Source organism: Streptomyces roseus, from assembly GCF_001044425.1.
GTDB lineage: Bacteria > Actinomycetota > Actinomycetes > Streptomycetales > Streptomycetaceae > Streptomyces > Streptomyces roseus.
The window spans coordinates 43,387-55,833 of record NZ_LFML01000020.1; the positions used below are offsets into that span (position 1 = coordinate 43,387).

Below are 12,447 nucleotides of genomic sequence, written 5' to 3' on the forward strand. Positions count from 1 at the left end.
ACGAGGTCGCGACACTCGAAGGTGCGTGCTCGACCCGTTCTCGGATGCTCCCCCAGCCTGCCGGAGGAACCAGCTCATGACCGCAAGCACCACCCGTCGTACGACCGCCGCCCGGTCCCGGATCGCCGCGGTCGGCGCGATCGCGGTCGCCGGCGCCCTGATCCTCACCGGTTGTGGCGACCAGACGGAGAAGGGCTCCTCCGCGACCCCCTCCGGCGGCACCTCGAAGGACAGCAGCGCCCCGCTCTTCTCGGCCCTGCCGAAGAAGATCCAGGACGCCGGTGTCATCAAGATCGGCACGGACTCCGCCTACGCCCCGATGGAATTCGTCGAGGGCGGCAAGATCGTCGGTGTCGACCCCGACATCGCCGAGGCGCTCGGCAAGCAGCTCGGCGTGAAGATGCAGTTCACCGCCGGCACCTTCGACGGCCTGATCACCTCGATCTACACCGGCCGCGAGGACGCGATCATGTCCTCGATCACCGACAACAAGCAGCGCCAGGAGGGCCTGGACGACAAGGGCCAGAAGATCGGCAAGGGGATCGACTTCGTCGACTACTTCTCCTCCGGCCTCTCGCTCCTCGTCAAGAAGGGCAACCCCGAGGGCATCAAGTCCCTGGACGACCTCTGCGGCAAGACCGTGGCCGTCCAGCGCGGCACGACGTACGAGGACGCGTTCAAGGCCCAGGCCGAGAAGTGCGGTGACAAGAAGCTCACCATCCAGGCCTTCGACACCGACGCCGAGGCGCAGACCCGCGTCAAGGCCGGCGGCGCCGTCGCCGACCTGAACGACTACCCGGTCGCCGCCTACACGGTGAAGACCTCCGGCGGCGGCAACGACTTCGAGATCGCCGGCCAGCAGAGCGGCGTCGGCCTCTTCGGCATCGGCGTGAGCAAGGAGAACACCCAGCTCCGCGACGCCCTCAAGCAGGCCCTCGACGCCGCGATCAAGGACGGCTCCTACGCCAAGGCGCTGGAGAAGTGGAACGTGCAGGACAGCGCCGTCAAGTCCGCGACGGTCAACGCAGGTCAGTAAGTCCCGCGAAGTCCCTCGCTCCACGCTCCACTGAAGGGCAGTCATTGTGACTGACAAGATCGAAAAGGGTCCGGCCGAAAACCCGCCGGCCGGACCCGGCGCCTCGGGCCTCCCGTACGAGGCCATCAAGGCCATCCCGGTGCGCCACTACGGCCGCTGGGTCAGCGGCGTCGTGGTCGTCGCCCTGCTCGCCTGGCTCGGCTACGCGTTCGCCAACGGCAACGTCATCTGGGCGACGGTCCGCGACAAGCTGTTCGACCCGGCGGTCCTGAGCGGTCTCGGCAACACCGTGATCATCAGCGTCTCCGCCATGGCGCTGGGCCTCGTGCTCGGCATCGTCTTCGCGGTGATGCGGCTCTCCAAGAACCCGGTGACCGGCGCCGTCTCCTGGCTCTACATCTGGTTCTTCCGCGGCACCCCGGTGTACGTGCAGCTGCTGGTGTGGTTCAACCTGTCGCTGATCTTCCAGTACATCAACCTCGGTCCGATCTACAAGAACGAGACCGTCGACGTCATGACCCCGTTCATGGTCGCCCTCCTGGGCCTCGGCCTGAACGAGGGCGCGTACATGGCGGAGATCGTCCGGGCCGGCATCCAGTCGGTCGACGAGGGCCAGACCGAGGCCGCCCACGCGCTCGGCATGCCGCAGACGAAGACCATGCGCCGGATCGTCCTCCCGCAGGCAATGCGCGTGATCATCCCGCCGACCGGCAACGAGTTCATCAACATGCTGAAGACCTCCTCCCTGGTCTCGGCGGTGCAGTACACGGAACTCCTGCGGGCCTCGTCGAACATCGGCAACACGGCCGGTGCCATCATGGAGATGCTGTTCGTGGCCTCCTTCTGGTACCTGGCCCTGACCAGCGTGTTCAGCGTCGGCCAGTACTACCTGGAGCGCCGCTTCGCCCGTGGTTCCACGCGCAACCTGCCGCCGACGCCGTTCCAGCGTCTGAAGGCCAACCTGAACATGTTCCGCCGTACGGAGGTCGCGCGATGACCGCTCAGCCGATGGTCAAGGCCGAGGGCGTCCACAAGTCGTACGGCGCCGCCCACATCCTGCGCGGCATCGACCTCGAAGTCGCCCCCCGCGAGGTCTTCTGCCTGGTCGGCCCGTCCGGCTCCGGCAAGTCGACCTTCCTGCGGTGCATCAACCACCTGGAGCGCATCAACTCCGGACGCCTCTCGGTGGACGGTGAGCTGGTCGGGTACAGGCAGAAGGGCGACAAGCTCTACGAGCTGAAGGACAGCGAGGTCGCGGCCCAGCGCCGCGAGATCGGCATGGTCTTCCAGCGCTTCAACCTCTTCCCGCACATGACGGCCATAGAGAACGTCATGGAAGCCCCCGTCATGGTCAAGGGCGAGAGCAAGGCCGTGGCGCGCGAGCGCGCGGTGCGCCTGCTGGACCGTGTGGGCCTGGGCGACAAGGGCGGGAACTACCCCTCCCAGCTCTCCGGCGGCCAGCAGCAGCGCGTGGCGATCGCCCGCGCGCTGGCCATGGAGCCGAAGCTGATGCTCTTCGACGAGCCCACCTCGGCGCTCGACCCGGAGCTCGTCGGCGACGTCCTCGACGTCATGCGGGACCTGGCCGAATCGGGCATGACCATGATCGTGGTCACCCACGAGATGGGCTTCGCCCGCGAGGTCGGCGACAACCTCGTCTTCATGGACGGCGGCGTCGTGGTCGAGTCCGGCCACCCGCGCGAGGTGCTGGGCAACCCGCAGCACGAGCGCACGAAGGCGTTCCTGTCCAAGGTGCTGTAGCCGGCGCCGACGGACGAGAGGGGCGGTACGGGATTCCCGTACCGCCCCTCTCGCATGCGCGTCGGGCCGCGGAAAGTTCTCACTTTCCTACAAGAGCGTCACTTCAGGGCCAGGACCAGCGCGTCGGAGGGCGAGCGCCAGACCGTCCGGGCCTCCGCGAAGCCCACCTCGCGCAGGGTCCGCTCGTGCCAGGCGGCGTCGGGGGTGTCCCCGTCGGCGTGCTCGCCGTAGATCTCGTACCGGCGCTTCGTCGGCTCGGCCAGCACCGGGTCGGCGGCCGCGAGGGCCCACCAGTCGGCCCAGTCCAGCGCGCCGGCCGCGCGGGCCCGGTCCATCGCGGCGTGCCGGTGGGCCCGCTCGGCGGCGTTCAGGCGCGGGGTCGCCGGGTCGGGCATGTGGTCGGCGTTCATGAAGACCCCGCCCTCGCGCAGCAGCGGGGCGAGCTGCCCGTACACCACGGCCAGCTGCGGGGAGTGCATCCAGTGCAGGGCGGTGGCCGTGAGCACCGCGTCGTACGTGTCGTGGGGGAGGGCCGAGGTCCACTCGGGGTCCTTGAGGTCGGCCGTGACGAACGCGACGCGGTCGTCGCCGGCAAAGTGGCCCCGGGCGATGGTCAACAGCGCCGGGTCGAGGTCGACACCCGTACTGGTGGCGTCCGGGAACCGCCGCAGGACGCGGTCCGTGATACTTCCCGTACCGCACGCCAGATCCAGCACCCGGGGGGTGGGTCCCACCAGTGCCTCGACCATGTCCAGCATCACCCGGAACCGCTCCTCGCGGTCGGGCATGTACCACTCCTGCTGCCGGTCCCAGCTCTCCTGCCAGGCCTGCCAGTCGGTCGTGGTCTCCGCCATCGCTCGCCCTCCAGTCGTAATACCCTCGAAGAAGTATCAGCCGTTACTTCGAGACCCTAAACCGCATCCGTAAGGACTACAAGTGGAACTGGCCCATTACTCGGACTATGCCGTGCGCTTGGTCAACACCGAGGAGCCGGCCCGCAACAAGGACGCCCTCACCTCGGTCGACGCCGTGCGCGCCCTCTTCGGCGCCAGTACCCAGATGGCCCGCCGGGTCACCGACACCGACGTGACCCGCTTCCGCAACGTCCGGGGCCGGCTGCGCGCCGTCTTCGAGGCCGCCGACGGCGGCGACCACGTCCTCGCCGTCGACCTGCTGAACTCCCTGCTCATGGAGTTCCCGGTCAGCCCGCAGGTCTCCGGTCACCAGTACCTCGACGACGAGGGCCGCCCGGACTGGCACATCCACCTCGCCGACCACCCCTCGAACGCCTCCGCCGGCTACGCCGCGATCGCCTCCTTCGGCCTGGCCTTCCACCTCACCGAGCACGGCCCCGACCGCCTCGGCCTGTGCCAGGCCGCGCCCTGCCGCAACGCCTACCTCGACACCTCCACCAACCGCTCCCGGCGCTACTGCTCCGACCGCTGCGCCACCCGGGCCAACGTGGCCGCCTACCGGGCCCGCAAACGGCTGGAAGCCGAGGCGTCCGGCCACAGCGGCCGCAGCGCCGACACCGCCCAGGACAGCCGCGCCCTCAGCGAACTCTGATCCGCCGCGCGCGGCCGGAAGCGCAGCACCGCCGTCGCCAGCACCAGCTCCTCGGGCACCGTCCCGTAGTCGGTGCTGTCGCCGGTCTCGTTGTACGGGTTGTCCCCGAGCACCCACCAGCCGCCCGGCCGCCGCTCCACCGCCCGCTTGACCACCAGCAGGTCCTGCTGGAACGGGTGCCGCAGCACCACCACGTCACCCGGGCGGACGTCCGCCCCGTACCGCACCACCAGCCGGTCCCCGTGCAGCAGCGTCGGCACCATCGAGGGTCCCGCCACCTCCACCACCTCGAACGCCGTCCGCGAGTGCCTTCTGTGCGCCATGCCCGACCTCCTCGCCCGCTCTCGCCTCACTGCGCATGCTGCCGCAGCCTTCCGTAGATTCGCTCACCGGTCCGCACGCCACCCTGGACTTTTGTCCCAAGCCCACGGGGCCGCTCGCGAAATCCCCTGCGCCACGGAGTAATCTCCCCCTTGAGAAGACGATCACGAGGAGGACAAACTCCATGCTTTCCCGCCTCTTCGCCCCCAAGGCGAAGGTCTCCGCCCACTGCGATCTTCCGTGCGGCGTGTACGACCCTGCCCAGGCCCGCATCGAGGCCGAGTCCGTCAAGGCCGTCCAGGAGAAGTACCAGGCCAACGAGGACGCCGACTTCCGCGCGCGCGCCATCACCATCAAGGAGCAGCGCGCCGAGCTCGCCAAGCACCACGTCTCGGTGCTGTGGAGCGACTACTTCAAGCCCCCGCACTTCGAGAAGTACCCGCAGCTGCACACCCTGGTCAACGACACCCTGAAGGCCCTCTCGGCCGCCAAGGCGTCGAACGACCCGGCGACCGGCCAGAAGGCGCTCGACCTCATCGCCGAGATCGACCGCATCTTCTGGGAGACCAAGGCCGCCTGATCCAGGCCTCGCCCACGCACGGCGAAGGGGCCCGACCGGTGACGGTCGGGCCCCTTCGCCGTGCGTGCGGGCCGGCGGGCCTACTCCTCGTCCTCGTCCTCGTCGTCCAGGCGGGCGAGCCAGGTGGCCAGGCGCTCCACCGGGACCTCGAAGTCCGGGTTGAGGTCGACGAAGGTGCGCAGCTGCTCGGCGAGCCACTCGAAGGTGACCTCCTCCTCGCCGCGCCGCTTCTCCAGCTCCTCGATGCCGCGATCGGTGAAGTACAAGTCGGGCTCCGTGCCGTGATGAAGGTGTACAGGGGGTGTTTCCCGCCAGGATAATCCGCATACCCGGCGAGACCTCCCCTCGTGCGGTACCCGGCGCTAGCCTGGAGGGTCTCCACACCTGAGGGGGCAGGGGATGCAGGACGGGCGCACGGGCGGCACCGCGCGCGCCTTCGAGCTCCTCGAACCCCTCGTCCAGGCGGCCACCGTGCGCGTCCACGCGGCCCCGGACGGGTATGCACCCCGTGGGACCGGTCCCACCTGGGGGAGCGGGTTCTTCATCGCCCCGGGCTGGGTGCTGACGTGCGCGCACGTCGTCGGTGAAGGGGGTGCGGCGGTGCGTCTCGCGGGGCGTGAGCTCGGCATCACCTTCCCCTCCGGCGCCGACGGCGCCACCGGTACCGTCACCGGCCGCGTCGAGTGCGTCCTGCCCGAGCGGCTGGAAGAGCACCGCCCCGCCCGCCGCGCCCTGTGGGACCTGCCCGACCTGGCACTGGTGCGCGTCCTCGCCCCGATCACACACGCCTGCGTACGCCTGACCGACCGCGGCAGACCCCGCCCCGACGAGGTCGCCTACTTCGGCTGCACCGAGGACCTCGGCGCCCCCGAGATCACCGGCCGCACCACCCGGCTGCGCGGCACGGCCGCCGCAGGCGCCGCCCTGCGCCTCGGCGACGACGACGAGATCGAGCCCGGCATGTCCGGCGGCCCGGTCGTGGACCTGGCCCGGGGCGAGGTCGTCGGCGTGGTCAAGGCCCGCCGCAGCGGCGGTGGCGGCGGACTCGCCGTGTCCGTCGTGCAGTTACGGACCCTGCCGCTGGCCGCCACCGGCCAGGTCGGGCTCTACCGCCGCGTCATGCAGGCCCACGACCTCTACCACTACGACCAGCACCTCAGCGATCGCGGCAGCCGCCGCACCTGGACCGACGTCCACGGCGAACTCCCGGCGCGGGAGGACCCGTACGAGGGCGGCAGGCGGCTCACCGCCGCCGAGCGCACCACCTTGTGCGGGCTGCTCGCCGAACTGCCCCCGCCCCGCTCCTCCGAGGAGGTACGGGCCCTGGTCGAGGCGGCCCGCGGCGAGGAGCCCGACCCCGGACTGCCCGCCCCGCTCAGCTGGCGCGACGGGCTCGGCATGCTGCACGATCCGCCGGACGGCGCCGGCGAGGCCGCCGCGATGCTGCGCTACGCGACCGACGTCAGCGTCGCCGACCACCGCGAGCCCCCCGCCCCGGGCGCCGACGAGGAGCTGTGGGACTGGGTGCGGGCCACCGCCGCGCGGCTGTGGCGGCCCCTGCGGCGGGAGCTCGGCGAACGGCACGAACGGGGCCTCGCGCAGCGCGACCGCAGCCGCCGCGCCCGCGTCGACCGCCAACCCCACGGGCACACCCGGCCGTCCGGCACCCTGCTCCAGGGCCCGTCCGTGCTGCTGGAGGCCTGGGCGCACGGCTGGGAGGACGTCTACGACTGGCGCGTCTCGGTGCTCTACGGTCCCGCCCACCCGGGCCGGGTGACCCCGGTGGACTCGGGCGTACGGGCCACTCGGGCCGCTCTCGCCGACGTGCTGCGGGTCCCGCTCGCCGAGGCCTTCCGGCGCTGTGACACCCACGAGGCGGCGGCCCTCCTCGAAGTCGCCGTGGCGCCCGAGCTGTTCGGGCTGCCCGTGGACACGTGGACGGTGGCCGGGCGGACCCCGCTGGGCGTCCAGCGGCCGGTCGTCTTCCGCTATCCGGCCGCGACGGGCGGCGCGATCCCGAACGACGATGAGGCCGACCACCGGCGGGCCGACCGCTGGAACCGCGTCCAGGCCGGTCCGCCGGCCGACGAGCGGGCCGACTGCGACCGCGGCCGCCCCAGGACCCCGGCGCCGGAATGGCTCGACGCGCTCCCGGACAACACCGTGCCCGTGCACTGCCGGGCCGCCGAGGAGGAACCCACCCGCAGCTCCCTGTACGGGATCCGGGACGCCGGGTACGGGGTGGCCGTCACCCGGCGGCCCCCGCAGGACCCGGCGGCCGACTGCGCGCCGTTCCACCGCGGACTGCGCGAGGAGCTGACGGAGGCGGCGCGGGGAGCGCCGCTGCCGGTCCGGCTCCAGGCACTGCGGGCACGCGCGCACGGGGCCGACCCCGACGCGTACTGGGCGGACGGGATGGCCCTCGTATGGGACGACCCGGCCCGCGCGCTGCCCGAAGACGAACCGCTGCAGGGCGACCTGTGACGGGCGGGAGGGGGAGGGAGCAGGCGTGAACGAGGAATGGCTCATCTACCGGGGGGTCGGCGAACCCCACGACGGGATCGAGGCCCTGCCCGACCCGCCGCCGTGGCGGGATTTCGACGGCGGCCCCGTCGGCGAGCCCGGCGGACCGGCGGACACGGCCGACGGCAACGTCACGCGGCGCCTCGGCGCGCACCGCCAGGCCGCCGAACTGCACCGCCCCGAGCCGGAGGAGCTGGAGGCCATCAACGCGGCCCTGTACCTGCGCCGGCCCCTGCTCGTCACCGGCTATCCGGGCACCGGGAAGTCCACCCTCGCCCACGCCGTCGCTCACGAGCTGAAACTCGGCCGGGTGCTGCGCTGGCCCGTGGTCTCGCGGACGGTGCTCCAGGAGGGGCTGTACCGCTACGACGCCATCGCCCGGCTCCAGGACGTGCAGATCGCCGCGAGCGGCGGCCCGCCGTGGGGTCCGCCGGCCGGCCCGCCGGGTCCGGCACCGGGCGCCGGGCCGGGCCGGGCCGCGCCCCCCGTCCCCGGCATCGGCAAGTACATCCGCCTCGGCCCCCTCGGAACGGCCCTGCTGCCCACCGAGCGTCCCCGCGTCCTGCTCATCGACGAGCTCGACAAGAGCGACATCGACTTGCCCAACGACCTCCTGAACGTCCTGGAGGAGGGCGAGTTCGCCCTCCCCGAGCTCGAACGCGTCGCCGACACCGAGCCCGAGGTGCAGGTGCTCACCGACGACGGGGCGAAGGTCACCGTCCGCGGCGGCCGCGTCCGCTGCCGGGCCTTCCCCTTCATCATCCTGACCAGCAACGGCGAACGGGACTTCCCCGCCGCCCTGTTGCGCCGCTGCATCCAGCTCAAGCTCGGCCAGCCCGGCGAGAAGCGGCTCGCCACCATGGTCCGCGCACACCTCGGCGAGGAGGCCGCCCGGCTCGGGGCCGACCTGATCCGGGAGTTCCTCAGCCGCTCCCAGTCCGAACTCGTGGCCGCCGACCAGCTCCTGAACGCCATCTACCTCACCCACCACGCCGCTCCGCCCACCCGGGAGGACCTCGCCGACCTGCTCATCCAGCGCCTCGACCGCCCGAGGTGAGGGCCGGTGCCCCCCGAGCGGCCGCCCCGGCCCGACGACGCGCGCTGCCGCCGGGCGCCCCGTCCGGCCACCGCGCCCCCCGGTCCGGCTCCCGTCCCCGCCGCCCTGCGCGACCTCGCCGGGCTGCTGCGCACCGCCGGGCTCGACCCCACCGCCGAGGAGCTCGCCGACGCGCTGTGGCTGGCCGGGCGAATCGGCCCCGCCGACCCCGCCGGCCCCGAACGGGAGCGCCCCGCCCCGCCCCGGCGGACGCGGACCCCGGGCGGAGCGACCGCGGCCGAGGAGGAGAGCGCGGGGCCCGAGCCCGATCCGCAGGACCCGGTCCGGCTCTACGCCTCCCGGGTCCTCGGGTCGGTCGCGGAGGAGGCGGCCGGGTTCCCGGGCGGCGCCGGGGTGCCCGTACGGGTCCCGGGCGCGGCCGCGCTGCCCCGGATCCTGGAGATCCAGCGGGCCCTGCGCGCCCTCCAGCGGCACCGGCCGCCGGGCCCGCCCACCCGCCTGGTCCTCGACGAGCCCGCCACCGCCGAGGCCAGTGCCCGCGCCCTCGGACTGGTCATCCCCGTGCTGCGGCCCGAGAGCCGGCGCGAGGCGACCGTACGGCTCGTCATGGACGCCTCCCCGTCGATGGCCGTCTGGCACGACATGTTCGAGGAACTGCGCTCCGTCTGCGAGCGGCTCGGCGCCTTCCGCGACGTACAGGTCCACTACCTGCACCGGCTCGGCGACGGCCGGGCGGCCGTCGGGCGCGGCACCGGCCCCGGCACCCGGCTGCGCTCCGGGGACCAGCTGCGCGACCCCACCGGGCGGGCGCTGACCATGGTCGTCTCCGACTGCGCCGGCCCGCTCTGGCGCGAGGGCGAGGCGCAGCGGCTGCTGCACCGCTGGGCCGAGTGCAGCCCCTGCGTCGTCGTCCAGCCGCTGCCGCAGCGGCTGTGGAGCCGCAGCTGGCTGCCGACCGAGCGGGGCGTGCTCACCCGCGCCGAGGGCGGCTCCGGGAAGCTGCGGTTCCGCCCCGACCGGCCGGTCCGCCAGGGGCGGCACACCGGCGGGCTCACCGTCCCCGTCCTGCCGCCCAGCGCCATCGCCCTCGGCTCCTGGGCCCGCCTCGTCGCCGGGCTCGGCACCGGGCCCGTCCCCGCCGAGGTGGGCCGCGTCCTCGCCGACCACCCGGCCGCGCCCCTGCCGCCCCCGCGCGCCGCGCGCCCGCCGCGCGAGCTGGTGCGCCGCTTCCGGGCCTCCGCCTCGCCGAGCGCCGTCCAGCTCGCCGTGTACCTGTCGGCCGCACCCCTGACGCTGCCCGTGATGGCCCTCGTACAGCGCACGATGCTGCCCGACTCGGAGCCCTCGGACCTCGCGGAGGTGCTGCTCAGCGGGCTGCTGCGGCGGGGCCGGGCCGCGGGGCAGTGGTACGAGTTCGTGCCCGGCGTCCAGGACGTGCTGCTGGGGCCGCTCGGCCGGGACGAGGCCGCGCTGGTGCTCAAGCACTGCTCCGAGTACGTGCTCGCGCACTTCGGGCGGGGCGTACGGAACTTCCCCGCACTGGCCGTCTCCCAGCTCACCGGCGCCCCGGTGGCCGAGGAGGGCGGGGAGGAACGGGTCCCGGCCGGGCGGCTCCCGCAGGCCTTCGCCGAGGTCTCGGCCCGCGTCGTACGCCGCTACCTGCCCGGGCCGCCCACCGGGGACCCCGGCCTTCCCGAGCCCGCCGCGGCGCCGCCCGGACGGGCGTGGGCGCTCGGCACGGCACGTGAGCGGCTCGCCGCCCACGACCGCCAGGGGGGCGAGGGCGGCCCGCGCGGGCTGTACGAGGCCGTCGCCGTCCTGCGCCGGGCCGTCGCGACGCCCGCCGGACCGGGGGACGTTCCCGGCGAGGCGGAGTGCGAGCTGGCCACCGTCCTGCTGCGGCTGTGGGCGGGCCAGCGCGACCCCGAACTGCTGGCGGAGGCCGAGCGGGCGGTCGCCGGACTGGCCGCCCCGGCCGCCCGGGCCGTACTCGGCCGGATCCTGTACGAGCGGGCCCTGGCCGACGAGCCGGACCCGGACCTGCTGGCCGCCGCCGAACGGGAGTTCGCGGCCGTCGGCGGCGACCCCGACCCCGGGCTGGACCCGCGGCTGCGCCTGGACTGCCTGGTGCGGCGGGCGCAGACCCTGGTCCGCCTCGGCGAGCTCCGCGAGGACACGGGCGCGCTGCGCGAGGCCCGCTCCGCGCTGGAGGCGGTGACCGGAGCCCCCGCCTCCGACCCGGCGGTGCGGTCCGCCCTCGGCAGGGTCCTGCTCGCCCTGCTGCCCCGTACCCCCGACCCGGCGGAGCGCACGGCGCTGGCCGGGCAGGCCGCCGAGCACCTCGCGGCCGCCCTGGCCGCCGCCTTGGCGGCCGCGTCTTCGGCCGGCTCCGGCTCCGGTTCGGCCGGCTCCGGTTCGGCCGCCGCGCAGACCGCCTCGCAAGGCCCGGAGCCCCCGGGGGCGGCGGCCGCCCGCGTACGGGTGGAGCTGGCCACCGCCCTGCGGTACCTGCCGGGGCGGCTGGAGGAGGCGGCCGGACAGCTCGGCCTGGCCCTGGCCGAGGCCGCCGGCGACACGGAGCTGCGGCTGGCCGCCCTGGTGTGCCTGGCGCGGGTGCACCGCGCGCGCTCCGCCCGGGACGCGGAGCCCCGGGCGCTGGAGGACGCGGCCGAGGCGTACGGCCGGGCCCGCCGGCTGATCCCGCGCGACGCGCAGGCGTACGGGGAGCTGCTGCCCGAGTGGGGCGACGTACTGCTGGACCGGGCGCGGGCCGCGGACGGGCGGCGGTTCACCTCGGCGGCCGTACGGGTGCTGCGCGACAGCCGGGCGGCGGTCCCGCAGTCCGACCCGCGCTCGGCTCAGCGGCTGGTGCGGCTGGCGGAGGGGCTGCGGCTGCGGCACGCGTACGAGGGGGACGTCGTCGACCTGCGGGAGGCGGAGTACCTGCTGGAACTGGCCGTCCGGCAGAGCCGCAGCCCCCTGGAGCAGGCCCGGGCCTGGCGCGAGCACGGCGACGTCCAGCAGGAGATCCACGCCCACACCCGGGCGCCGGACCGGCTCGACCGGGCGGCCGACTCCTACCGGCGGGCGTGGCGCAGCGCGCTGGCCGCGGACCGGGAGGAACGGCGCGAGGTGGCGGTGGAACTGGCCGCCCGGGTGCAGGAGTTGAGGGGAGAGGTACTGGAACGGCTGGCGCGGCCCCGGGCGGCCCTGGACGCGTACCGCTCCGCGCTGGAGCTGTGGACCCGGCTGGGGGATCCGGCCGCCGGCCGGCGGGAGGCCCTGGGATCCCGGGTCCGCACCCTGGAGGCGGGTCTGTGACCCCGGCCGCCGGGTAAGGGAGCATCGGACATCGCGACTCAACGGGGGGACGGGCAGCCCATGGCGACTCGGCAGCAGGAAGCGGAAACGGCGGCCTCGGCCTGCCCGGGGCGGTTGCCGGACCTCTCGGGGTTCGATCTGGCCGCACTGCGCGGGATCGACCACCCCGTGCTGGCCCCGGTCATCGAGGGCATGGTGCAACGGGTCACGCACCCCGCCGAGATCCTCAACGCCTTCGACTCCGGGGTGGCCTGAGGGTGCGGGGGCGGGGGGCGGCGGCGG

General features: G+C 74.0%; 12 protein-coding genes. 9 read left to right on the top strand and 3 right to left on the bottom strand.

Features of this window, described 5'->3' with window-relative positions:
- Window positions 1–76: 76 nt before the first annotated feature.
- The 3 genes from ACS04_RS05850 to ACS04_RS05860 are packed head-to-tail and all read left to right on the top strand — an operon-like array spanning window position 77 to window position 2,797.
- Entirely contained in the window at window positions 77–1,036 is a 960-nt protein-coding gene (locus ACS04_RS05850) for an ABC transporter substrate-binding protein (protein WP_048475432.1), read from the top strand.
- Window positions 1,037–1,082: 46 nt separating this feature from the next.
- Window positions 1,083–2,033 carry an amino acid ABC transporter permease gene (locus ACS04_RS05855; RefSeq protein WP_048475433.1) on the top strand — a complete coding sequence of 317 codons (951 nt, stop codon included), beginning with the start codon at window positions 1,083–1,085 and terminating at the stop codon, window positions 2,031–2,033.
- On the top strand, window positions 2,030–2,797 hold the full coding sequence (locus ACS04_RS05860; protein ID WP_048475434.1) for an amino acid ABC transporter ATP-binding protein: 768 nt from the start codon (window positions 2,030–2,032) through the stop codon (window positions 2,795–2,797). The genes ACS04_RS05855 and ACS04_RS05860 overlap by 4 nt, the downstream gene beginning before the upstream one ends.
- A 98-nt stretch (window positions 2,798–2,895) precedes the next feature.
- Here the strand turns inward: ACS04_RS05860 and ACS04_RS05865 are convergent, their stop codons facing one another.
- Complete coding sequence (locus tag ACS04_RS05865) at window positions 2,896–3,651, bottom strand: class I SAM-dependent methyltransferase (protein WP_048475435.1); 756 nt, start codon at window positions 3,649–3,651, stop codon at window positions 2,896–2,898.
- Between the two features lie 82 nt (window positions 3,652–3,733).
- Between ACS04_RS05865 and ACS04_RS05870 the strand changes: the two genes are divergently transcribed.
- Window positions 3,734–4,363: a CGNR zinc finger domain-containing protein gene (locus ACS04_RS05870; RefSeq protein WP_048475436.1), complete on the top strand. Its 630-nt coding sequence runs from the start codon at window positions 3,734–3,736 to the stop codon at window positions 4,361–4,363.
- Here ACS04_RS05870 and sodX read toward each other — a convergent pair.
- The gene (sodX, locus tag ACS04_RS05875; protein ID WP_078864470.1) at window positions 4,267–4,686 is read right to left on the bottom strand and encodes a nickel-type superoxide dismutase maturation protease; all 420 of its coding nucleotides are present in this window, start codon (window positions 4,684–4,686) and stop codon (window positions 4,267–4,269) included. The two genes, ACS04_RS05870 and sodX, sit on opposite strands and share 97 nt — an antisense overlap.
- A 182-nt stretch (window positions 4,687–4,868) precedes the next feature.
- Between sodX and sodN the strand changes: the two genes are divergently transcribed.
- Entirely contained in the window at window positions 4,869–5,264 is a 396-nt protein-coding gene (gene sodN, locus ACS04_RS05880; RefSeq protein WP_048475438.1) for a superoxide dismutase, Ni, read from the top strand.
- An 80-nt stretch (window positions 5,265–5,344) separates the two neighbouring features.
- On the opposite strand, the gene ACS04_RS05885 is transcribed toward sodN, so the two are convergent.
- Window positions 5,345–5,530 carry a DUF6104 family protein gene (locus tag ACS04_RS05885; RefSeq protein WP_030190019.1) on the bottom strand — a complete coding sequence of 62 codons (186 nt, stop codon included), beginning with the start codon at window positions 5,528–5,530 and terminating at the stop codon, window positions 5,345–5,347.
- 133 nt (window positions 5,531–5,663) lie between these two features.
- On the opposite strand from ACS04_RS05885, the gene ACS04_RS05890 reads away from it, so the two are divergent.
- From ACS04_RS05890 to fxsA, 4 genes are read left to right on the top strand one after another with little or no spacing between them, the layout of a single operon-like run.
- Complete coding sequence (locus tag ACS04_RS05890) at window positions 5,664–7,748, top strand: VMAP-C domain-containing protein (protein WP_048475439.1); 2,085 nt, start codon at window positions 5,664–5,666, stop codon at window positions 7,746–7,748.
- A gap of 25 nt (window positions 7,749–7,773) precedes the next feature.
- The gene (locus ACS04_RS05895; protein WP_048475440.1) at window positions 7,774–8,844 is read left to right on the top strand and encodes an AAA family ATPase; all 1,071 of its coding nucleotides are present in this window, start codon (window positions 7,774–7,776) and stop codon (window positions 8,842–8,844) included.
- A 6-nt stretch (window positions 8,845–8,850) separates the two neighbouring features.
- The gene (locus tag ACS04_RS05900) at window positions 8,851–12,165 is read left to right on the top strand and encodes an SAV_2336 N-terminal domain-related protein (RefSeq protein ID WP_053080709.1); all 3,315 of its coding nucleotides are present in this window, start codon (window positions 8,851–8,853) and stop codon (window positions 12,163–12,165) included.
- A gap of 60 nt (window positions 12,166–12,225) precedes the next feature.
- Window positions 12,226–12,420, top strand: a complete 195-nt coding sequence (gene fxsA, locus ACS04_RS35745) for an FxSxx-COOH cyclophane-containing RiPP peptide (RefSeq protein ID WP_078864471.1) — start codon at window positions 12,226–12,228, stop codon at window positions 12,418–12,420.
- Window positions 12,421–12,447: the final 27 nt, after the last annotated feature.

What these genes read in the sequence shown, in the direction of transcription:
- sodN (WP_048475438.1), top strand. Translation starts at nt 4,869, where the DNA reads ATGCTTTCCCGCCTCTTCGCCCCCAAGGCGAAGGTCTCCGCCCACTGC.
- ACS04_RS05860 (WP_048475434.1), top strand. Translation starts at nt 2,030, where the DNA reads ATGACCGCTCAGCCGATGGTCAAGGCCGAGGGCGTCCACAAGTCGTAC.
- ACS04_RS05850 (WP_048475432.1), top strand. Translation starts at nt 77, where the DNA reads ATGACCGCAAGCACCACCCGTCGTACGACCGCCGCCCGGTCCCGGATC.
- sodX (WP_078864470.1), bottom strand. Translation starts at nt 4,686, where the DNA reads ATGGCGCACAGAAGGCACTCGCGGACGGCGTTCGAGGTGGTGGAGGTG.
- ACS04_RS05890 (WP_048475439.1), top strand. Translation starts at nt 5,664, where the DNA reads ATGCAGGACGGGCGCACGGGCGGCACCGCGCGCGCCTTCGAGCTCCTC.
- ACS04_RS05865 (WP_048475435.1), bottom strand. Translation starts at nt 3,651, where the DNA reads ATGGCGGAGACCACGACCGACTGGCAGGCCTGGCAGGAGAGCTGGGAC.
- fxsA (WP_078864471.1), top strand. Translation starts at nt 12,226, where the DNA reads ATGGCGACTCGGCAGCAGGAAGCGGAAACGGCGGCCTCGGCCTGCCCG.